Source organism: Candidatus Flexifilum breve (assembly GCF_016713355.1).
Window position 1 is genome coordinate 107,640 of sequence record NZ_JADJPI010000035.1, and the last position, 20,278, is coordinate 127,917.

Consider the following 20,278-nt stretch of genomic DNA (forward strand, 5'->3'; position numbering starts at 1 on the left):
TCCCCATCGCTTTTACTTAACGCTTCGCAGTTACAGGACGCCGGGTTATGTTCCCGGCGTCTTTCCAAAAAGGTTGATACCCGATGAAACACAAACTTTGGATCAATGGCGCATGGGTCGATAGCCGCGATGGCGGCACTATGGCGATTGAGAATCCAGCGACAGGCGAAACAATCGCCGAAGTGGTCAATGCGAGCGCAGCAGATGTGGATGCGGCGGTCAACGCTGCCCACACCGCCTTCTATGATGGTCGCTGGTCACGCCTGACGCCGAGCGAACGGTCATTGGCGCTGTGGCGGTTAGCTGATTTGCTGCAGGCACGAGCTGAGGACTTTGCGCGCGCAGAATCCGAAAACACGGGCAAGCCGTATCAATTCGTCAGTCTTGGCGCCGACATGCCGTTTGCCATCGATAATGTGCGTTTCTTCGCCTCCGCCGCCCGGGATACACACGGCTATTCCGCCGGTGAGTATGCCAAGGGGTTCACGTCGATGTACCGGCGCGAGCCCGTGGGAGTCGTCGGCCAGATTACCCCGTGGAATTACCCGTTGATGATGGCGATCTGGAAGATTGGACCAGCGTTGGCGGCAGGCTGCACGGTGGTCTTGAAACCTGCACCGGGTACGCCACTCACCACCCTCATGCTTGCCGAATTGTGTGCTGAGGCTGGGATTCCGGCGGGTGTGCTGAACATCGTCACCGGGGGAAATGAAACGGGGCAGGCGCTGGTTGAGCATCCGTTTGTACGGATGGTCAGCTTGACCGGATCGACCGGGACAGGCAAAAAGATTATGCGCACGGCGAGTGAGTCGCTCAAGCGTGTTCATCTCGAACTCGGCGGTAAGGCGCCGTTCATTGTGTTCGACGATGTCGATGTGGAGAATGTGGCGGCCGTCGCCACCCTGACGTCGACGTTCAATACTGGGCAGGACTGCACGGCGGCTACACGTGTCTATGTTGAAAAGAGCCAATATAGCAATGTACTGGAAGCGATTGTCGAAGGGATGCGCAGCGTCAAGGTTGGGCGGCAGTTCGATGATGGCGTGCAAATGGGACCGCTGATTTCCAACACGCAGCGCGAACGCGTGCAGGGCTTCGTGGAACGTGCTCGAGCCGCAGGCGCGCAGGTTGTCACCGGCGGCGGTGTGCCCGCGGATCTCGACAGCGGCTATTTCTATGCGCCAACCGTAATCACAGATGCCGACCAGAAATCTGAAGTGATTCAGAGCGAAATCTTTGGTCCGGTCCTCACGATTAGTACGTTCGATGGCGAGCGTGAAGCGATTCAATACGGCAATGATGTGCTGTATGGGTTAGCCGCCTCGGTCTGGACAAAAGACATCGGTCGAGCAATGCGGATTGCCCGCGAACTCGAATTCGGTACCGTGTGGATCAACGATCACATCCCGCTCACGTCAGAGACTCCGCATGGTGGTTTCAAACAATCGGGCTTCGGGAAAGACCTGTCGGCTGAAGCTGTCAATGACTATCGCATTACCAAACATGTCATGGTGAAAAATGGCTGAGGGGCGATCGATCGCCGTCCGGTTTTCACATGTTTCGCGGCATTTTGGCGAGGTGAAGGCCGTCGATGACGTATCACTAGAATTGTATGACGGCGAATTCTTCTCGATGCTCGGCCCATCCGGCTCGGGCAAAACTACCTGTTTGCGTTTGATCGCGGGCTTTGAGCAGCCGAGTGCGGGCGAAATCACACTGCACGGACGCAGCGTGGTTGGCGTACCGCCTTACGAGCGAGATGTCAACACAGTGTTTCAGGACTACGCACTCTTCCCGCACATGAATGTCGGCGACAACGTTGGCTACGGACTGATGATCAAGCGGGTGCCGAAGCGGGAACGGCAGGAACGCGTGCGCGAGATGCTGGAGTTGGTGCGTCTCCCAGGCTTAGCGGACCGCAAACCCTCGCAGCTCTCGGGTGGTCAGCGGCAGCGCGTGGCACTGGCGCGCGCGGAGTGTGCTGCTGCTCGATGAGCCGCTGGGGCGCTTGACCTAAAATTGCGCCAGCAGATGCAGATTGAGCTAAAGAGCATTCAGCAGCGCGTTGGCATCACTTTTGTCTATGTCACGCACGATCAGGAAGAAGCCCTGACGATGAGTGACCGTTTGGCTGTATTCAACCAAGGCAAGATCGAACAACTTGGGACACCAGCGGAAGTTTATGAGCGACCGCAAACGGAATTCGTCGCCGGATTCGTCGGCGTATCGAACATTGTCCGAGGCGATGCTGCGCGCAAGATTACCGGTGAACCAGTACCGTTTTCAATTCGACCGGAAAAGATTCGACTGTGCCCACCGGATACACCGACAACGCCCGACATGTATAGCGAAGAGGGTATGATCCGAGATGTCGTCTATCTGGGCATGTATACCCGGTATCTCGTCGAACTGCTGGACGGCGGTGATCTCACGGTCGTCGAGCAGAATCTGCAAAGCACCTCGATGGATGCGCTCGCCGCAAAGGGGCGGCGGGTCAAATTGATGTGGAAGAAGGAGTTTAATCGGCCAATCGGCGTGGTGAGGACGGGGAGCGGCTGAAATGGCGACCGTACCAGCACCTACGCTCTCATTCTGGCGACGAACGGCAAACTATTTCTTTCGGCACCCGAACATCACATTGGTCCTGATGCTGTTGCCGATTGTGGTTTGGTTAGGCGTGGTCTATCTTGGGTCGCTGTCGGCGATGCTGGCGCAGAGCTTCTTCTCGCTAGATGGGTTTTCCGGACGCGTAATCCGCGAGTTTACGCTCCGCACCTACAGTCAAATGATCAGCGACCCCACCAACATCGACATCGTGCTGCGAACGGTGGCGATGGCCGCCGTCGTGACCATCACGTGCGCGCTAATTGCGTTTCCGCTGTCGTACTACATGGCACGGTATGCAAATTACCGCATAAAGGGACTGTTATATCTCGGCGTGATGCTCCCGCTGTGGTCCAGCTACCTGGTGCGCATCTACTCCTGGCGGCTCATCCTTGCGCAAGAGGGGATCGTCACGTGGTTTTTGAATGGGCTCGGGTTGGGGGGCGTGCTTGACTGGCTGCTCGCTATCCCAGCAATTGGCGGATCGTCACTCTCGTTTTCGTACATGGGCGTGTACATTGTGTTTGTATATATCTGGCTGCCATATATGATCCTGCCGATCAATGCGGCGCTGGAACGCGTTCCGCGGTCCGTGATTGAAGCTTCCGCCGATCTTGGCGCGCGTCCCAGCTATACGTTCCGCAAGGTAATTTTGCCGCTGGCGTTCCCCGGCGTTGTCGCCGGTTCCATTTTCACTTTCTCACTCACGCTGGGTGATTACATCATTCCGGGCGTGTTCGGCAATTCGAGCTTCTTTATTGGGCAGGCTGTTTATTCGCATCAAGGAACAGCGGGAAATATTCCGCTGGCGGCAGCGCTCACCGTCGTGCCAATTCTGATCATGGGCGTGTACCTACTGGTCGCGCGCCGGTTAGGGGCGTTTGATGCGCTCTGAACGTGCACCGCTGCTGCTGCGGATCGGAACTATCGGCGGGCTGGTATTTCTCCATTTCCCGCTGCTGCTCATTATTCTGTATGCATTCACCACCGAAGACGCATCGTTCACGTTTCCGCCGCCGGGACTCACAACCGAATGGATCGGTGTACTGTTTGCCCGTCGCGACTTTTGGGCAGCGCTCCAGCTCTCACTCGGTGTGGCGTTCATTTCCACCATTATTGCACTCGTGCTCGGAACGGTGACCGCGCTGGCGCTGTACCGAAGTCGATTCTTCGGGAGGGATGCGATTTCACTCGTCATCATCCTCCCGATATCACTACCGGGCATCGTTACCGGCATTGCGCTGCGCTCGGCAATTAACATCGTCGGCCTCGACTTCTCGCTCTGGACGATCATCATCGGTCATGCGACATTTTGCGTGGTCACCGTCTACAACAATGTGATCGCGCGACTGCGCCGGACGAGCCATTCACAGCTTGAAGCGTCTATGGATTTAGGGGCGACTGCCTGGCAAACCTTCCGCTATGTGGTTCTGCCGAATATCGCGACGGCACTGCTCGCTGGCGGCATGCTCGCCTTTGCGCTGTCCTTTGATGAGGTCATTGTGACGACCTTCACCGCAGGCCAGCAGCAAACGCTTCCCATCTGGATCTTCAGTCAGTTGACGCGTCCGCGTGACCGTCCCGTAACTAATGTCGCGGCGATTTTCGTCATCGCCGTCACGCTAATTCCGATCCTGCTGGCATATCGCTTCACGCGCGATACGTCGACCAACTAAACGCGATCTGTGTTGGCTAAGAAGCCGAAGTCGATGTACAAGCAGCGCGCTTCGGCTTCGCCACACGTGGTCTCACCATGCTCCTTGAAGATAAACGCCAATGGCTCATGGCGCTTAAACTTTTTTTTGAGGCTGTTCCACTGGGATTTTGATGGTTCAGTCTGGCCCTCCACCAGAATAAAATATCCGTGCCCGAACACCGCTCGGTAGTGTCCATCCGGGTACGCAATCAACTGGCGCAGATGAGCCTGCGGCGGCGTCTGGTACTCGTTGGTGAGCACGAGCTCGGCAAATCTCTGCACGCGCTCTAGCGGTCGCTGTGTAAACGCTGGCAAATCCTTCATACGTACCTCATACCCGTCTCGTCCTTTCTTTTAACGTTTATATGATATAACATGTGCGAGGGGAAACTGACGAGATAACAATGAGCATTAAACCTACACCTGAATTGATCGAAGAGATCCTCAAGCGGGTGCCTGAAGGCTTCATCCACCGGGCGACGCTGGTGAACCGCTTGAAAACGAGCAACAAAAACCTGACTAAGCAGGCGAGTACGGTGGGACGCGAGCGGGACTACTACTTTGATTCCGCCCGCGTGGGCCGCGAAACAGTGCGCGATCACTCCAATTGGAGCCGTCCTGCATTCCCAGCCATGAGCGATGATGGTACGCTAACCGACGCGCCGATCACGGAACGGATTGCGGAGCGGGCTGCGCTACTGGCAATAGATCCGGAAGCGGCGGAATTAATCGAACAGCTCAATCGCACATCCGGGTATGCGCGCGCTGTGGATATCAGCGGCGCGCCCTCTACACTGCAATCCTTGGTAGATCGGAATATTCTGCGGCAGCGTGAGGGTTTTGTCTACGATCCGCTCCGTATCAGTCCAGGGACGATTGATGAGCTCCGGCGGCGCGAGAGTTTGCGCGAACCGCATGAGCGCTTGCTGGCGACGCTGGAAGCAAAACCGGGCAAGACCGCGCCCGAGGAAGAACTGATCACGGTATTTGGCGCGGAACTTTACCGCGAGCTGCTGTCATGGGGGGACTTCACAGCCTACATTGTCCCGCTGAAGGTCAAACCGTACCGTGCAACATGGGTCCGCCTCAGCAATGCGAATGCGGACGATGCGCTGAAAGCGGCGAATGACGCCACTAAGATTAAAGATGAGGATTGGCAGGAAGCGCTAGACGAATCCGGCGATTACGTGCGCCCCGGCGCTAAGGAAGCGGGCAGTCTGCGCAGTCAAGTGATCGCACGTTCTTATCTCCTGAGCGCGGCGGCAAGGCGGCTCGGCGTACATGAAGAAACTCTGCTGCTGGCGATTGAAGAAGGCGCGATCCCGTCGTTCACTGATCCGGAAGAGAAAGTGCGCCTGCCCGCCGATGAAGTTGAAGCGGCGTACCGCGACCCTCAGTACAGTGAGCAGATTTCCGCATTTGAGGAAGTGAAGACCCGCGAGGTTGCGCTGGTGCTGGGTGTCAGCTATTCGACCTTGCGTAACCGTCTGCAGAAGCTCGAACAGAATAAGCGGCGTCCGCGTTGGCGGGACGTACGCGGCAAATGGGGATTGCCCGATACATTACGCGAATTCCGCAAACTATTGCGTGAGCAGATGTTGGAGCGCCGCACAACCGGACCCGAGCGTGAGAATGGCAGTACGCGCGAGCCACTCGATTATGCGACACTGCGGGCACAAGCGGAATCTGAACGTGAACGTCGGCGCGAACTCCGGAAACGACTCCTTGCCGCATTTCCCACTTGGCAGCATGAAGGTCGGTTGGTGCAGAACATTTTCTTGCATGTCGGGCCAACGAACAGCGGCAAAACGTATCACGCGCTGCAAGCGCTGATCGAAGCAGGCAGCGGTTGGTATCTAGCGCCGCTGCGTCTGCTGGCGTTCGAAATCTTTGACCGCTTGAATGCGCAGGGCGTGCCGTGTAACTTACTCACAGGTGAAGAGTACATTCCAATTCCTGGCGCAACCTTTACGGCCGCCACGGTCGAGATGTTCAATCCCAACGAGAGTGGCCGCTGTGTCATTATCGACGAAGCGCATATGCTTGCCGATCCTGATCGCGGTTGGGCGTGGACGCGGGCCTTTATGGAGGCACAATCGCCGGAGATTCGCGTAATCAGCCCGCCGTTTGGGCGCAGCTTGATCGAGCAGATGTCAGTGTCGGCGGGGCTGCGGCTGACGGTGGTAGAACATGAACGCCTAACCCCGATCCGGGTGGCTGAGCGCTACTTTAACTTGCGCGAGCTCCCGCCAAAGACGATTTTGATTGCCTTCTCCCGGCAGAGCGTGCTCCAACTCAAGACTGAGCTGGAACGCATGAAACGTACGGTGTCAGTCGTCTACGGTAATTTGCCACCGGAGGTTCGGCGCAAGCAGGCGGAGCGTTTTGCCACCGGGCAGACCGACATCTGCGTAGCAACGGATGCCGTGGGTATGGGGCTGAATCTGCCAGCAGACTACGTTGTCTTCTACGAAGTCAGCAAGTTTGACGGCAAGCAGAATCGCTCACTCACACCAAGCGAAGTCCAGCAGATTGGCGGGCGCGCTGGTCGTTACCTGTATAGTGAGTTCGGGGAGATTGGCGCGACCAACAAGCAGGATTTGAAGTTGATTCGGCAGCTCTACAAGATTGCGCCGGAACCGCTCACCCACGCGCATGTCGCTCCGACGGTGGAGGATCTGGAAATGATCCCCGGCAGCCTCGCGGAACGGCTCATGCAGTGGTCAAATCTGCAGTCGATTCCGGAAGCGCTGCGCAGCGCCATCAAAACGGCAGATTTGACGGAGCGCATCGAACTGGCGGCAATGCTTACCGATCAGGAAGTGGCGCAGCTCGGTTTGGCGGCGGCGATGCGTCTGATCAATGCACCGACGCGCCAGAATACTCGCTCATACTGGTATGATTGCGCGCAGAGTATCCTAGCGCATGGAACGATGCCGATGCCGCCGATGCCGCCCGCAGACATTGTCAATAACTATGACTTAGCGAATGCGGAAGCGAGCGTAGCCTGCGCCGACATCTACCTGTGGCTGTCGCGCCGTCCGGAGTTCATGCGCTATGCGCCAGATGCACCTGAGGTGCGGATTCTGCGCGCGGAATGGTCACAAGCGATTGATGGCGCGCTGCTGCGCCGACTGGACTCGGCGCGGCTGTGCGTGAGCTGTGGCAAGCCACTGCCCAAGGGGCATCGCTTCCGGATTTGTGATAGCTGCTACGCGGATCGCCGCGGGAATCGCGACGACTTCCTCGACGAGTAAGATTCTCCAGATAACCTCACAGAGGCCATCCCTCTGCTGTGTTATAATAATCGCAATTCAGCGGTCAAGGCACAAAGGGCAGAGGGGATGGCGAACTGGAAACAGGCGCTCACACACATTGTCGGCAGCATAGATGACTACTTTGATAGCCTCCAGTTTCGTCGGCGGCAGCGACGTGGCATTGCCCCTGTCCAAATCCTCGCGTATATCGGCCACGGAACACGAGAAACGTTTTACGTGCGCGGACGCGCCATTGAGGATTACAGCGTGCTCGACGCCCGTGATACGGATACAACCTGGCGTAATCTGCGCAATATGTACCGCCGCTTCAACAGTCAGGAGATTCCGCATGCGCGCGTGCGCGCCTATTTTGACGGTAAAGTCTATGAGACCCGCGCCGATGATGAGGGGTTTTTTCGTCTAGAGATCGCGCTCGATCCGCCGCTCCTCGATGGAGTGATCTGGCACGATGTGCCCGTCGAGCTGATCGACTATGCTGAACAAGAAAGCGCACGCACCGTAGCGCGGGTGATCGTTCCGCCCGGCACCGCCCGGTTCGGAATTATCAGCGATCTCGATGACACAGTAATCAAAAGCGATGTTGTCAATCTCCTCAAGTTGGCGCGGAATACGTTTCTCTACAATTCGCATACGCGCTTGCCATTCGCCGGCGTTTCTGAGTTCTACCATGCACTTCAGCGTGGGGTAGGGCAGGGGAGTGGAGCGACCGCGGAGTACAACCCGTTTTTCTACGTGTCGAACAGTCCGTGGAACCTCTACGATCTGCTCGTCGATTTCTTTAAAGTACGCGGCATCCCGATGGGGACGTTCTTTTTGTCTGACATCGGATTGACGCCGACTAAATTGGTGCGGACGAACGGAGTCAAGCAGAAATCAGAGGTTATACACATGCTTTTCGAAACCCATCCGCAGCTGCCGTTCATATTAATCGGTGATAGTGGTGAGCAAGACGCTGAAATCTACCTTAAGGTCGTCCAGCGCTATCCGGGTCGTGTCAAAGCCATTTACATTCGCGATGTGAGTATGCAGCGGCGCGACCGCGAGGTTCAGCGGATCATCGAGCAGGTAGCGGCATCCGGTACTGAGATGCTGCTCATACCGGACACCGCTGCTGCCGCCGCGCACGCCTTGAACCGCGGGTATATCGCTCCCGCAGCACTTCCGGCGATTCAGGAGGAGAAGCGTGCCGATCAGCAGACAACGCCCATCGAAGCGATGTTCGACGACATTTCGTGATTAGTCGGCGACGGGAACATCTGCAAGATTTGCATTGCCGACTACGCTGACGAGACTAGCCAGAATCCAACCGCTTTCACCGTCATAATTCACCCGGATCCACGTACGATTCGACGTTCGCGATTCGACTTGCAGCGCGGTAGCGAACGGAATTACCGCGAGCACGGGCGATGCTGAGTCCGGCTGCAGGCGCAGATTGCTGTTGAAGCGCGTAATGACCGTGATGGTCGCCGCCGTTGCGGCAACTGTACCCGTGCTCAGCGCATCCTCGGCATAGATAGGCACGCTGTCTAAATCTCCGGTAACAGTCACAACGAAATACGCGACCCAACCCGCCTCGGCATTATACGAAATCAACAGCCATTGGTTATCGGCGGTACGGCCAACAATATCGGCTTGACTGCCGGGAAACAGTACGCCGAGACGGTCAGTGGTAGCCGCGGGACCTGACCGCACATTGACGCGGCGAAACACTGTGACGTAGACGTTACTCAACGCTTCCGAATCGCCTTGTGCGAATTCGTCGGTGACTGGTAACGTTGGGGCTGGCTCAAAAATGGGTAACTGCTGCGGATCGCCATTCAGTGTCACCGTGAAGAACGCAACCCATCCTTGCTGCCCCTCGAACTCCAATGCCAGCCAATTGCTCTCGGCATCACTGCGTCCGGTGACTGACACTTCCATTCCACCCGATAAACGTCCGATAATGGCGTACTGAGTTCCCGGCCCCGACCGCACATTTACTGTACGATAGACGTGAGCAGAGAGTGCCGTGGTCGATTGAGCCGTCACGGTGGCCGTGATCAACACGAGGGAAAGCGCGATAAGATATCGGAACATCACAAAAGCCCTCCGATGACTGCAAACGCAACCATTGTAAACCAAGAGGCAGCGATGAAGCGCAAACAAGACAATTCTGCACGGTACTTCTGCGAAGTCGAGGTGACGGAAGGACTAGAGCACATCACCAAGGGCGAACTGACAGAACTTTTCGGCGCGGCAGTTGCGCTTGTGCCTGCTGACCGCCCTGGCGAGGTGCGATTTACATTGACAGGTAGCCTAGGTGAGCTGCGCCGCTTGCAGACGATCTATGCTGCCTATGTGGTTTGCGACTATGCAGTGCCGCGCCCGCGCGCCTTGCTGGGTGACGCACACTTTCGGCGTCTGTTGGAGCAGATTGAATCGGTGCGGGCATTGAACCCGAATTCCTACCGATCATTCTCAGTCGCCGCAGCCGGGTCTGATTCGTCAGTGATGACACGGATCAAGGAGGAAATTGCTGCGCAAACAGGGTTAGCTCTCGCTGATGACCGCGGAGATCTGTTAATCCGAATTCGCCCGAGTAGCGCTGGTTGGCAAACGCTGGTACGCGTGTCGGCGCGCCCCCAGGTCACGCGGAGTTGGCGGGTGTGCAATTGGGAAGGTGCGCTGAATTCAGCGACGGGTCACGCGCTGATCCGGCTGGGCAAGCATCGACCAAATGACGTCTATCTCAATATCGGCTGTGGCTCGGCGACACTTCTGATCGAGCGTTTGCGACACGGGAAGGCCGGTCGTGTGATTGGTGTCGACATCGATAACAATGCTCTGCAGTGCGCTCAAGCGAATGTCACCGCAGCCGGCGAACCAGCAATCCAACTTTTGCTCGGAGACATGACGAGTCTGCCGCTGCTGACCAACAGTGTCGACCACGTGGTCGCTGATTTGCCTTTTGGCCAATTGAGCGGCAGTCATACGGCGAATGTGGAAATGTACCCCCGTGCTTTGAATGAAGCGGCACGGGTAACACGAGCCAACGGTCAGTTTACGTTGATTACGCACGAGATGCGTTTACTGGATCGACTGCTGCGCGAATCGCCGTATTGGACGAACGAACAATCGATCCAGATCAATCTGCGCGGACTACATCCGCGCATCTATGTCCTCAGGCGCACACTCATGTCGTTTTGACCTTAAGCCAACGGAACTGATATGCCGCCAAGCGAATTGGGTCATCGGCTCCGAACGTCTCACCCGAGATGAGGTCGACGACCCGATTCACAACCGGCCATTCTGCGCGTAAAGTGCTTTTGTCGGTTGTCTGGGGGAACTCAGAAAAATTCGCGAGGATCAGGATCGCTTCGTGGCGGGTGAAGCCCAGTACATGTCGATTACCTGTGTTGATGAAGCGTGTGTTACCGTTAGCAAGCTCCGGAAGCGATTTACGTAGTTCGATCAAGTGCTTGACGGTCTGGAATATCTGGCCTTCGACGGTCGTTGTGTCTTGCCGGCGGGCATAGCGTTCGGCATTGGCAGCAGGACGGTGAACCCAACGACTATCGTCTTTCTTGGTAGGGTTATTGGTATAGGAATAGTCGTTGATCGTGCCGATTTCATCGCCAAGATAGATGAGAGGGATACCACCAGCGCACAACGTTAGGCTTTGAATCATCAGAATGCGCTGAACCGCCGTACTGATATAGGCGGCATCCCCGGACTCCAAACCCTTTTCCAGCCCGGCTAGAGACGCCAGCGTGCCACAGATGCGCATGTCCTGCGTGCGTGGATTGTAGTTGAACGGAACACCCGAGGCGAAACTTCCTGGGAAGCGCCCCGTATAGAACAAGTTCAGGAAGTAACGGTGGTCAAAACCATTGATGCCGAGTTCGGCGGCATCTTCGTCGGCAAAACCCCAGCCAATATCATCATGGGAGCGCAGATAATTGATCCAGGTCGCATCATGGGGCAGGGGGAACTGCTTGTTCATCGTATGCCGGAAAAAGTCGGTTTCCCGGGTCGCCAGTGCTTCCCAGATCGAGACCATCATGATCGGATTGTACGAGATCTGACATTCTTCGCTGCCGATGTAACTCCGGACATCGCGCGGGTGCACAATCGCTTCTGATTTGAAGAGCAGGGCAGGGGCAGCAATCTGCACGAGCGCGTTATAGGCACGAATCAGCGTGTGCGCCTGCGGCAAATTCTCACAATTCGTCCCGATCTGCTTCCAGATGAAAGGAACAGCGTCGAGACGCAGGAATTCAACACCCTGATTGGCGAGAAAGAGCATTTCCTCCAGCATTGCCCGAAACAGCGCAGGGTTTTCGTAGTTCAAATCCCACTGAAAGGCGTAAAATGTTGTCCATACCCACTTATTAATTGACGGGAGAAAAGTGAAGCTGCCCGGTGCTTGCTCCGGGAAAATCTCACGCAAATTGGGTTCATATTGGTTCGGGACGGTTCGGTCATCGAACATGCGATAATAATTCTGGTAATATTTATCACCAGTGAGGGCTTTTAACGCCCAATCATGTTCGTTGGAAGTGTGGTTAAAGACAAAATCCAACACGAGGCTGATGCCGTGCTCCCGTAAGTCACGAGTGAGAAGGGCGAGTTGTTCCATTGTGCCGAGGGTGGGGTTGACTTCGCGGAAGCTGCTCACCGCATAACCGCCATCGCTGTTCTTTTCCGGAGCCTTAAACAGCGGCATCAGGTGTAGATAAGTGAGGCCGAGTTCCTGAAAATAGGGTATTCGCTCGCGAATACCGTTCAAATCACCCGCGAAAAGATCGACATAGCCGACCGCGCCCATCATTTTCTCGCTCTGAAACCAGAGTGGATCATGTTCGCGCTGCTGATCCAGTGCCTTGAGCTCGTTGGGCCGCGCCTGGTACACCTCGACAACGCTCAGCAGCGTCTGTTCTAGGTGAAAAAAGAAGTCATATTGGTGACCGTAAAGCTCATAAAAGTGGCGAAAGAAGTTTGGGAAGTGCTGAGACAGACGTCTCAGCAGAACTTCTGCATCAGCGCCGCGTTCTAGTTTCGCTTGTATACGCGGAAGCAGTCGCTCCAGCGATAAGTTAGCCTGTTCGGTGAGCCAGAGTTGATCGTAAGCCATTGTTACTCGACCTGTAGCTGTAGAACCTAATCGGGCCACATTATAGCAGCTAATTGGCCGAGAATGGGCCTCGATATTCAGTTTCGGGCTGCACAAGGGCAACTTCTGAGAGCGTCACTTCTTTACGGTAGATGGCGCGCACGTTGTCAGCCAATTGAAGGGCGGAATCGACGCTTAACAGCCGCTGTTTCTCGTGTAAATCGATTTTGAGCAGCGATGCCGCCAGGTAGGCGAGGGGAATGTCTTCTTCCGGGAGCTGGTGCGGTGCGATGCGCACGTTTTCGGCCTGTTCCAGGACGCTTAGATACCGCTCGATCCATGGGCGCAGGCGTTGGACAGCTGAGGCGAGCAGGGCGGGTTGCATATTTTCGAGAGGAAAGGGCACGGTTTCACCAGTCAGGTAGGGTTTGGAGTGATCGAGCTGTGTAATCTGAAAGCGTTCCTGACCAATGGCAACGATATTCATGCGACCGCTGCCCAGAGGTTGGGTTTGGGCAATATGCGCTGTACAGCCGATGCTGTATGGAGTCGGCTCAGCAGCGCTGAGACCTTTGACTTCTGAGCCGCTTTGCAGCAGCACCACGCCAAACGGTTGATGCTCATGCACGCACTCGTTGATCATCAGCTTGTAACGGTCTTCAAAGATGTGCAATGTGATGGGCATCCCCGGGAACAGCACCGTGTTCAGCGGGAACAGTGGCAAGCTTGACATGGGTTGGCATCGATTCTCTACAATCGCTCTCTGCGCTCATTGTAGCGAGATTCAACCCGATCTCCAGATCTTTCTGCAGAACTTCTCATGGTAATTGGTCCTACACAACGTCGATTCTCGCAAGTTGCATTTACTAATGATAATGGTGATTATCACATAGTAATTGCTTGGGACGAATAAATGACCCGCAAAAACCTAGACTGTTTTACACATCAAAGCGGAAGGGGTTGAAATTGGTATTGTGGTCGTAGACATCTTCCTGTTCCGATGTTTTGAGCCAGCGTATCACCCGCAGCGTAATTGGCGTGAAGATCACTTCAATCGACACCTTGAAGATGTAGTTGCTGACGATTAGTGACAGCATCAACTCGATCGGGAAAACACCGAGCGCTGTCGCGATGACGAAGAAGACCGTTGTGTCGACACCTTGACCTGCAATCGTACTGCCAATGGTCCGTGCCCACAACCAACGCCCTTGCATCAGAACCTTCATCCGCGCCAGTACATAGCTGTTGACAAACTCGCCAAAGAAATAGGCAATCAGACTCGCAATCGCGAGTTTCCAGATACTGCCCAGAACCGCATCGTACGCCGACTGGCCTACTGTCTCCGCCCACAGCGACTCGCCCGGCAACACACCAGCCAACCACACAAAGAAGGCCATCAGCGCCGTCGCGAAGAACCCGCTCCAAATAACGCGGCGTGAACGCCGATAGCCGTAGATTTCGGTCAGCACATCACCGAAGATGTATGAGATGGGAAATACGAGCGTGCCCGCATCGAAGATGAACTGCAGTCCGAGCAACGAGACGCCGAGATCAATGATCTTGGCGCTGCTCAGAATGTTGCTCAGCAGCAATACGGTCACAAACAGAACAGTGATCAGATCAATGTACTTGTAACGTCGTTCCATGGAGGCTCTCGGTCGCTGAAAACTGGCTCAACTTATTCTCGCATCTGCATTAGAATTAAACAACATTCAACCTGTAGGGACGACAACATGGGATCAACGCGTAAACAACCGGTCAACTTTCGCAAAGAGGAGCTCGAGGCGATCGCCAAATGCTGGTCAGGTGCCACTTCTGCGGCGCTCGTGGGCATTGGCAGTGTCGGGAAGTCGAACCTGCTGCAGCACTTGGATGATCCCGAGGTGCAAAAGCACTATATCGGCGACAAAGCAGCCAAATTCAAGACGATCATCGTCGATGCGAACATGCTTGGTCCCCTTCCCGCTGATAGGGATGATCCTGTCCGCTGCTGGGCCGGGTATGAGTTGATGATGCATCGTCTGTTTCTCGCATTCTACCCGTTTGAAATGCTGACTAACGAGGAAGCCAAACAGTTCTTCGATACGTATCAGGCGCTCCAAGATGGGACTAATCCCCTCTTCACCTATATGGCGCTGCGCTATTTTGAGCTTGGTCTCGAATATTTCATGCGCAAAGGCTATACCATTGCCTTCATGTTCGACGAATTCGACGAAATGCTGCGCCAGCTGCCAGTCAAGTTCTTTCAGACGCTGCGCGGCATTCGTGATTCAAATAAGCGGCAGTTGATGTATATCACCCTCACCCGGTCACCACTCGTGACACTGGTGGAACGGTTTGCGATCCCGGTCCTGGATATCGAACCGTTCACCGAATTGTTCACGGACAATACGATTTACGTTGGGCCGTATAATGACACTGACGGACGCGCGATGTTGAGCGAACTTGCGCGGCGGCGGCAGCGCAGCTATTCCGATAATGTGAACGGGTTGCTGCTCGACATAACTGGACGTTATGCCGGCATTCTACGCGTAAGCGTGAATTCACTTGACGAGTTTGTCAATGTCAATCTCAATGCGCTCTCACGGAATCAATTACTGGAGGCGCTCGCCGTTAAGCCCGCCGTCCGCGCTGAATGTCGCACCATCTGGTCCAGCCTGAATCGATCTGAGCAGCAGGTGCTGAAGGCTGTGGCGCGCCTAAGTGCATATAATGTCAATCCCGAAAGCGAATTTGCCGTACATATGCTGCTGCAAAAAGGGATCTTGAAGCTCGACGAATCGGGACAGAAGCTCGAAATCCTTCCGCCCCTCTTCCATATGTATGTTCAATCGAACCCGGACTTCGCATGAATGGCTACTTGATCCCGGCGGGACAGCATCGCACCGAGATTTTGGTCGTGAATTCTCGCTTCTATACGAGCATTGGCTATGCACCATCGGTCGACACGGCGAAGGCGTTTATCAGCAGCATCCGCGCGGAAATGCCGGATGCAAATCATCACGTGTATGCCTTCCGTGTAGGCTATGGCAACTCCATCATCGAAGGCGTGAGCGATGATGGTGAACCGACAGGGACATCCGGTCCGCCGGTGTTGGCTGTTCTACGCGGCAGAGATATCGGGGATACAGTTGTTGTGGTCACACGTTTTTTCGGCGGCACCAAGCTCGGCACTGGCGGCTTGGTGCGCGCCTACACGGATGCGGCCCAAGAAGGTTTCAGCTCACTCGCCGTCATCCGCAAAATTGAGCGAACACTGCTCGGTCTTGAACTTCCCTACCCTGTTTTTGAGCAGGTCAAGCGCCTGATCGCGCAGCATGAGGGTGAGGTAGAGGAAGAATCATTTGCCGAAGCCGTGACCATACTCGCCAAATTCCCAAGTGATCAAACGAAACCGTTCTCGTACGCCGTGTCTGAACTGACCTCAGGTCGCGTGGTTCCGATTGACTTCGGCAGCATTTAATCGTCGGCCTCGGGCATCGCGCCATACGTGCAGGAATTGTAATCGCCACCGAGAATAACCTGGAAATCGACTTCCCGTTCTGGTGAGGGTTCGCTGATCACGTTGGCTGGATCGACACGCAGGGCGCCCAGCAGCACACCCAGACTGCTCCCTTTTGTGCTGCCCGTATAGTCAACCACTGTCGTATGTGGCTGATAAGATGCGGTTTCGTTCAAGATATGCGGCACAAACCCTTCCCAAGCCAACCGATCTGCGGCTACTTCGCTTAAGTCCCCTACCCCACTCCCGTTGAGGATGGCGACGCGCGCTCCTTCCTGAACCAATTGATGCTCGGCTACAGGTTGCATTACACGTTGCATTAAGGATGCGACGGCGGCTCTATCGGGTACTAGGACGCTTGAACCTTCTGGTGAAGTCGAGAACATGACCTCGACATTGGGGTGAAACGTGTAAGATGAGATGTGATCGGTATTGATGGTCGCCGCCAGCGGCGCTAAAGTCAGCATATCGTCAAGAGCAATATCGGTTTCGACCGTCTCCACAACCTGTGACCAGACCTCCGTAAGCTGGGATAACAGGTCGAGACTGCGTATTCTGCCCCACAGTGCGCGCAGGATGACTTGCTGGCGCCGTCCACGGTCGAAGTCACTGGTGGTACGTCGACTGCGCGCAAACCACAGCGCGAGATCACCATCCATCGCATGGACACCGACCGGCAGCGTAAACTGTTCCCAGCTTTCCTCAAAGTTAGGATCGAGTTCCGGACTAATCAAACGCCAGTCGCTCAACGCGCAGTCGACCGAGACCTCCACGCCACCCAAATCGTCGATGATCCGACGGAAGTCTGCGAAATCTACATACGCGTAGTAATCAATGTGCAGACCGAGATTGTACTCGATGGTTTCCTTAAGCAACCCTGCCCCACCGCCAACACTGTCGACGGACTCGCCGTAGGGATACGCTGTGTTGATACGGTAGACACGATAGCCCGGGATATAGACATACAGATCACGCGGAATCGATAGCAAGGCGACCGTGCCTGTCGTACGGTTTACCGACACAACCATAATCACGTCAGTCCGCCCGGTATAGCGAGTATCGGCGCTGTCACCGCCGATCAACAGGAAATTGATGATGTCGTATGCGCCCTCATCCACTAGGGGGACAGGTTCAGGAATAACCACATCCTGAGCAGCGAGCGAATGAGCCGATAACAAGCAGAACAAACATGAAAGTAGAAAGAAGAGGCGCAGTTTCATGACTATCCTTGCGCGCTGTGCGTTTGAGCGATGATCCCAGTATAGGCAGAGATTTTGCGCTGCAGTCTGGTTATAGGTGAAACGCCGTCCGAGCGTGGGCGAAGCGTAGATAAAAGACCCCGCTGGTCGGCGGGGTCTTGGGAGGCTTAGCGATATCCGTTGATGAGGTTCAACATACTCCGGACTGATACTGGCTTGCGCACATAGTCGTTACAGCCCGCCGCTACGTACTGATCGGCGTAGCCCATCGTATCGTAGGCGGTGATGGCGATAATCGGTTCGCTGACGCCTTTCTGGCGCAGCAACCGGGTGAGCCGAAGACCGTCCATGCTGCGCGTACCCAGATTCAGATCCATCAGGATCAAATCGGCAGTCCCCGGATTGATCTCCTGTAACGCGCTGTCTGCTTCGCTATAGGTGACCAATTCGTCGTTATTCATGTGGCAAATTCGCTCAATGAGCGCCACATTGGCTAAGTTGTCCTCAACGTAGATAATCCGCATGATACCTCGTCCGAACTAATAAGCAATCACCGGAACCGCGCTAAACGCGCCCCGGAACACTACAAACTCTTGGGAGACCCAGCCCTGACCGAAATCCCCAGTCACCAGATACCACGACGCATCTTCCGTTACACCGGCGACTGGCAGTTCAGTACCTCCGGCAACCACGGCGATCGAGGCATATTGGGGTCCCGGGCCTGTGCGTACATTCTGGTAGCTCGTGTTGATAACCACCCGCCCTGCTTCCAGCACCGGGACCGGAATCGGCGACGATTGAGCCGCAGTCGTCACGTCGGCAGCAGCGACCTGCGTCGTTCCGTGCAGCACATCCGAGGTGGTGCCCGTGCGAATGGTGACAGTATTCACCGGCAGCCAACCAGACAATCCATTCCCCAATTCTACTTGATAAAGGTTGCCGCTAGCATTAATGAGAAAGGCTTCTTCGCCATTGAAGAGTGGCGGCAGGCTGGCATTGGTGCTGCCCGGCGCAGATAAGAGATTCACGGGGCCTGCGGTCACAATGACGACCTGGTAATTGATTGCCGACAAGCGCATCGCCACTTTCGGCGCTTCGATCCAACCGATGCCAACATTCGGAACGACGATTTGGACCCAGTTGACCCCAGCGGTGTTGGCCATACCAAGAATCGCGAAGTCGAGGGCGTCATTGCGGAATAAGGTTGCAATGACCCCACCCTGTTCTGCGGGTCGGTTACGCAGATTAACCGAACTGACCTGAAGCACGGCCCGATAGCGCTCGTCGCTCGTCGATCCAATAGCCGGCTGCGTTCCTCCGGTGCTGGCCGAACCAGTACCGGGCAGGCCGATAGTGAGCGGCGTAGCCAAAGCGACCGGTGCGGCCGGAACCTCGATTTCTGGCACATAGGCGAAGGAACCACGGGCAAGAGTGAAAGACACGTCGACCCACGCGTTCCCGTCAGCGGTGGTCACCAAGTACCACGTCTGATCACTGTTGCTGCCGAGCACCGGTAATTCCGTCCCGCCGACCAAAGTCGTGATAACGGTGAACTGTGGGCCGGGCCCACTGCGCGCGTTCAGAAAACTGGTATTGACGACGAGGAGTGGGATTTCTAGCTGCTGCCCTACTCCACCAGCGTAAATCACCGTTCCAAAGACAAATGAGAGCAAGACGACGAGCAGCGCTATTTTCTTCACAAGATTTCCCCCCAGAAGTCGAATCTGCATGAACACCGAATATTGTAAGATAAATTCGGCTTTTTCGCTGTAGGACATCCGGCGAGAATACGTAGGGTAACAGACGTTGAAGCGTTTCCCCCACTTCTGCTATAAAGAAAGCAGCATGATAACAGCTATTCTCAAAGGACATCCGATGCGCAGGCGATTATTCTTGGCCTTTTTCATTCTGAGTGTGGTATTTGTTCTTCCAGCCTTGGCTGACAACTGCGAAGGCGATACTGCCGGGTTGTGCGCAGGACTTTCGCCCGACACCATCGCGTCCTATCCCGAACCGCTCGTCGAGCCACTGGCAACCAATGACACAGCCGTCACTGATCGCATCTATCAGCGAGTGCTGAATCCAATTGATATTTATGATGCGCCAAATGGTAACGTGGTCAGCCAACTAGTATAACTGGACCCTGATCAATGATCAGCAATGGGTGCTCACCGAGAACCTGCGCCAAGCTCTGCCTTCGCGATTCGCTGGCGTGCTGATCACCGAAGACACGGAATATCCAGTAGCATGGATTCTCGTCAATGTTGTGCCGAGCCGCACGCCGGGCGCCGAGCCCACCGAGGGCGACCTCGCCGTCCTGCGCTACACGTTGGTGAACCTGTACAGCTTCGTCGAAATTGACGGTTGGCGCTGGTATCAGATTGGCGTCGATCAATGGGTACACCAGACGCTGGTCGCGAAAATACTGCCCGTGGAACGTTCGGCTGAGATTGATACGCACAAATGGGTCAGCGTTGACCTGTACGAGCAGGTCGCAATTGCCTATGAGGACAACACGCCTGTCTTTGCCACACTCATCTCGTCGGGTTTGTCCGACTGGCCGACCAACGAAGGTCTGTTTCACGTATACGTTCGTTATCCACGCACCGTGATGAGCGGCGCCGACGGTCAGCCGGATTTCTACTATCTGGAAGAAGTACCCTGGACGATGTACTTCGATCATGATATCGGCCTGCACGGCACTTACTGGCACGATGGTTTCGGCTATCGCCACAGTCACGGTTGCGTGAACCTGTCGATCACAGATGCGCAGTGGTTATACAACTGGGCGGCGGACGAAATCGACCTGACCGTTCCCGAAGATACCGGTGCGGCCGTGTACGTGTACAGCAGTGGACAATATCGCTAGACAATCTGCCCCGTATAGGGGCTTTTTTTTATTCCCTG

At 55.4% G+C, this 20,278-nt stretch carries 18 protein-coding genes and 1 pseudogene; 11 read left to right on the forward strand and 8 right to left on the reverse strand.

The annotated features are described in order from the left end of the window. Positions 1 to 83 precede the first annotated feature (83 nt). The 4 genes and pseudogenes from IPK17_RS23370 (at position 84) to IPK17_RS23385 (ending at position 4,280) form a co-directional block, all read left to right on the forward strand. Positions 84 to 1,526, forward strand: a complete 1,443-nt coding sequence (locus tag IPK17_RS23370; RefSeq protein ID WP_343420108.1) for a gamma-aminobutyraldehyde dehydrogenase — start codon at positions 84 to 86, stop codon at positions 1,524 to 1,526. Continuing rightward, a pseudogene (locus IPK17_RS23375) lies at positions 1,519 to 2,559 on the forward strand (ABC transporter ATP-binding protein). Before IPK17_RS23370 ends, IPK17_RS23375 begins: the two are co-directional and overlap by 8 nt. Position 2,560: 1 nt before the next feature. Next, a complete protein-coding gene (locus IPK17_RS23380) occupies positions 2,561 to 3,499 on the forward strand; it encodes an ABC transporter permease (protein WP_343420109.1) in 939 nt (312 codons plus the stop codon). Further along, positions 3,489 to 4,280: an ABC transporter permease gene (locus IPK17_RS23385; protein ID WP_343420110.1), complete on the forward strand. Its 792-nt coding sequence runs from the start codon at positions 3,489 to 3,491 to the stop codon at positions 4,278 to 4,280. The genes IPK17_RS23380 and IPK17_RS23385 overlap by 11 nt, the downstream gene beginning before the upstream one ends. Here the strand turns inward: IPK17_RS23385 and IPK17_RS23390 are convergent. Beyond that, the gene (locus tag IPK17_RS23390; protein WP_343420111.1) at positions 4,277 to 4,624 is read right to left on the reverse strand and encodes a hypothetical protein; all 348 of its coding nucleotides are present in this window, start codon (positions 4,622 to 4,624) and stop codon (positions 4,277 to 4,279) included. The genes IPK17_RS23385 and IPK17_RS23390 overlap by 4 nt on opposite strands. A gap of 80 nt (positions 4,625 to 4,704) precedes the next feature. Here IPK17_RS23390 and IPK17_RS23395 point away from each other — a divergent pair, with 80 nt between their 5' ends. Continuing rightward, positions 4,705 to 7,557, forward strand: coding sequence for a helicase-related protein (locus IPK17_RS23395; protein ID WP_343420112.1), 2,853 nt, complete (start codon positions 4,705 to 4,707; stop codon positions 7,555 to 7,557). 87 nt (positions 7,558 to 7,644) lie between these two features. Continuing rightward, positions 7,645 to 8,814 carry an App1 family protein phosphatidate phosphatase gene (locus tag IPK17_RS23400; RefSeq protein ID WP_343420113.1) on the forward strand — a complete coding sequence of 390 codons (1,170 nt, stop codon included), beginning with the start codon at positions 7,645 to 7,647 and terminating at the stop codon, positions 8,812 to 8,814. Here the strand turns inward: IPK17_RS23400 and IPK17_RS23405 are convergent, their stop codons facing one another. Then, positions 8,815 to 9,654 carry an SH3 domain-containing protein gene (locus tag IPK17_RS23405; protein WP_343420114.1) on the reverse strand — a complete coding sequence of 280 codons (840 nt, stop codon included), beginning with the start codon at positions 9,652 to 9,654 and terminating at the stop codon, positions 8,815 to 8,817. It lies immediately after the preceding gene. Positions 9,655 to 9,708: 54 nt separating this feature from the next. On the opposite strand from IPK17_RS23405, the gene IPK17_RS23410 reads away from it, so the two are divergent. Further along, positions 9,709 to 10,764: a methyltransferase domain-containing protein gene (locus IPK17_RS23410; protein ID WP_343420115.1), complete on the forward strand. Its 1,056-nt coding sequence runs from the start codon at positions 9,709 to 9,711 to the stop codon at positions 10,762 to 10,764. Here the strand turns inward: IPK17_RS23410 and IPK17_RS23415 are convergent. The 3 genes from IPK17_RS23415 to IPK17_RS23425 all read right to left on the reverse strand — a co-directional run bounded on the left by IPK17_RS23415 (position 10,751) and on the right by IPK17_RS23425 (position 14,316). Beyond that, a complete protein-coding gene (locus IPK17_RS23415) occupies positions 10,751 to 12,691 on the reverse strand; it encodes an alpha-amylase family glycosyl hydrolase (RefSeq protein WP_343420116.1) in 1,941 nt (646 codons plus the stop codon). The genes IPK17_RS23410 and IPK17_RS23415 overlap by 14 nt on opposite strands. 49 nt (positions 12,692 to 12,740) lie before the next feature. Then, complete coding sequence (locus tag IPK17_RS23420; RefSeq protein ID WP_343420117.1) at positions 12,741 to 13,403, reverse strand: LON peptidase substrate-binding domain-containing protein; 663 nt, start codon at positions 13,401 to 13,403, stop codon at positions 12,741 to 12,743. A gap of 205 nt (positions 13,404 to 13,608) precedes the next feature. Further along, positions 13,609 to 14,316 (reverse strand): queuosine precursor transporter, encoded by a 708-nt coding sequence (locus IPK17_RS23425; RefSeq protein WP_343420118.1) that lies wholly within the window; start codon positions 14,314 to 14,316, stop codon positions 13,609 to 13,611. 87 nt (positions 14,317 to 14,403) lie between these two features. On the opposite strand from IPK17_RS23425, the gene IPK17_RS23430 reads away from it, so the two are divergent. Together IPK17_RS23430 and IPK17_RS23435 are read left to right on the forward strand one after the other, a co-directional pair. Then, the gene (locus IPK17_RS23430) at positions 14,404 to 15,522 is read left to right on the forward strand and encodes a hypothetical protein (RefSeq protein ID WP_343420119.1); all 1,119 of its coding nucleotides are present in this window, start codon (positions 14,404 to 14,406) and stop codon (positions 15,520 to 15,522) included. Further along, complete coding sequence (locus IPK17_RS23435; RefSeq protein ID WP_343420120.1) at positions 15,519 to 16,133, forward strand: YigZ family protein; 615 nt, start codon at positions 15,519 to 15,521, stop codon at positions 16,131 to 16,133. Before IPK17_RS23430 ends, IPK17_RS23435 begins: the two co-directional genes overlap by 4 nt. Here the strand turns inward: IPK17_RS23435 and IPK17_RS23440 are convergent. The 3 genes from IPK17_RS23440 to IPK17_RS23450 all read right to left on the reverse strand — a co-directional run bounded on the left by IPK17_RS23440 (position 16,130) and on the right by IPK17_RS23450 (position 19,149). Further along, on the reverse strand, positions 16,130 to 17,392 hold the full coding sequence (locus IPK17_RS23440; RefSeq protein ID WP_343420121.1) for an LCP family protein: 1,263 nt from the start codon (positions 17,390 to 17,392) through the stop codon (positions 16,130 to 16,132). The two genes, IPK17_RS23435 and IPK17_RS23440, sit on opposite strands and share 4 nt — an antisense overlap. 146 nt (positions 17,393 to 17,538) lie before the next feature. Further along, positions 17,539 to 17,895 (reverse strand): response regulator, encoded by a 357-nt coding sequence (locus tag IPK17_RS23445; protein WP_343420122.1) that lies wholly within the window; start codon positions 17,893 to 17,895, stop codon positions 17,539 to 17,541. 15 nt (positions 17,896 to 17,910) lie between these two features. Then, positions 17,911 to 19,149, reverse strand: coding sequence for an SH3 domain-containing protein (locus tag IPK17_RS23450; protein ID WP_343420123.1), 1,239 nt, complete (start codon positions 19,147 to 19,149; stop codon positions 17,911 to 17,913). 67 nt (positions 19,150 to 19,216) lie between these two features. Here IPK17_RS23450 and IPK17_RS23455 point away from each other — a divergent pair, with 67 nt between their 5' ends. After that, positions 19,217 to 19,507 carry a hypothetical protein gene (locus tag IPK17_RS23455; protein ID WP_343420124.1) on the forward strand — a complete coding sequence of 97 codons (291 nt, stop codon included), beginning with the start codon at positions 19,217 to 19,219 and terminating at the stop codon, positions 19,505 to 19,507. Between the two features lie 28 nt (positions 19,508 to 19,535). Then, the gene (locus tag IPK17_RS23460) at positions 19,536 to 20,240 is read left to right on the forward strand and encodes a L,D-transpeptidase (protein WP_343420125.1); all 705 of its coding nucleotides are present in this window, start codon (positions 19,536 to 19,538) and stop codon (positions 20,238 to 20,240) included. Positions 20,241 to 20,278 lie beyond the last annotated feature (38 nt).

Excerpts from the sequence above, each read along its gene's own strand:
- IPK17_RS23370 (WP_343420108.1), top strand. The coding sequence starts at position 84 with ATGAAACACAAACTTTGGATCAATGGCGCATGGGTCGATAGCCGCGAT.
- IPK17_RS23380 (WP_343420109.1), top strand. The coding sequence starts at position 2,561 with ATGGCGACCGTACCAGCACCTACGCTCTCATTCTGGCGACGAACGGCA.
- IPK17_RS23385 (WP_343420110.1), top strand. The coding sequence starts at position 3,489 with ATGCGCTCTGAACGTGCACCGCTGCTGCTGCGGATCGGAACTATCGGC.
- IPK17_RS23390 (WP_343420111.1), bottom strand. The coding sequence starts at position 4,624 with ATGAAGGATTTGCCAGCGTTTACACAGCGACCGCTAGAGCGCGTGCAG.
- IPK17_RS23395 (WP_343420112.1), top strand. The coding sequence starts at position 4,705 with ATGAGCATTAAACCTACACCTGAATTGATCGAAGAGATCCTCAAGCGG.
- IPK17_RS23400 (WP_343420113.1), top strand. The coding sequence starts at position 7,645 with ATGGCGAACTGGAAACAGGCGCTCACACACATTGTCGGCAGCATAGAT.
- IPK17_RS23405 (WP_343420114.1), bottom strand. The coding sequence starts at position 9,654 with ATGTTCCGATATCTTATCGCGCTTTCCCTCGTGTTGATCACGGCCACC.
- IPK17_RS23410 (WP_343420115.1), top strand. The coding sequence starts at position 9,709 with ATGAAGCGCAAACAAGACAATTCTGCACGGTACTTCTGCGAAGTCGAG.
- IPK17_RS23415 (WP_343420116.1), bottom strand. The coding sequence starts at position 12,691 with ATGGCTTACGATCAACTCTGGCTCACCGAACAGGCTAACTTATCGCTG.
- IPK17_RS23420 (WP_343420117.1), bottom strand. The coding sequence starts at position 13,403 with ATGTCAAGCTTGCCACTGTTCCCGCTGAACACGGTGCTGTTCCCGGGG.
- IPK17_RS23425 (WP_343420118.1), bottom strand. The coding sequence starts at position 14,316 with ATGGAACGACGTTACAAGTACATTGATCTGATCACTGTTCTGTTTGTG.
- IPK17_RS23430 (WP_343420119.1), top strand. The coding sequence starts at position 14,404 with ATGGGATCAACGCGTAAACAACCGGTCAACTTTCGCAAAGAGGAGCTC.
- IPK17_RS23435 (WP_343420120.1), top strand. The coding sequence starts at position 15,519 with ATGAATGGCTACTTGATCCCGGCGGGACAGCATCGCACCGAGATTTTG.
- IPK17_RS23440 (WP_343420121.1), bottom strand. The coding sequence starts at position 17,392 with ATGAAACTGCGCCTCTTCTTTCTACTTTCATGTTTGTTCTGCTTGTTA.
- IPK17_RS23445 (WP_343420122.1), bottom strand. The coding sequence starts at position 17,895 with ATGCGGATTATCTACGTTGAGGACAACTTAGCCAATGTGGCGCTCATT.
- IPK17_RS23450 (WP_343420123.1), bottom strand. The coding sequence starts at position 19,149 with ATGTCCTACAGCGAAAAAGCCGAATTTATCTTACAATATTCGGTGTTC.
- IPK17_RS23455 (WP_343420124.1), top strand. The coding sequence starts at position 19,217 with ATGATAACAGCTATTCTCAAAGGACATCCGATGCGCAGGCGATTATTC.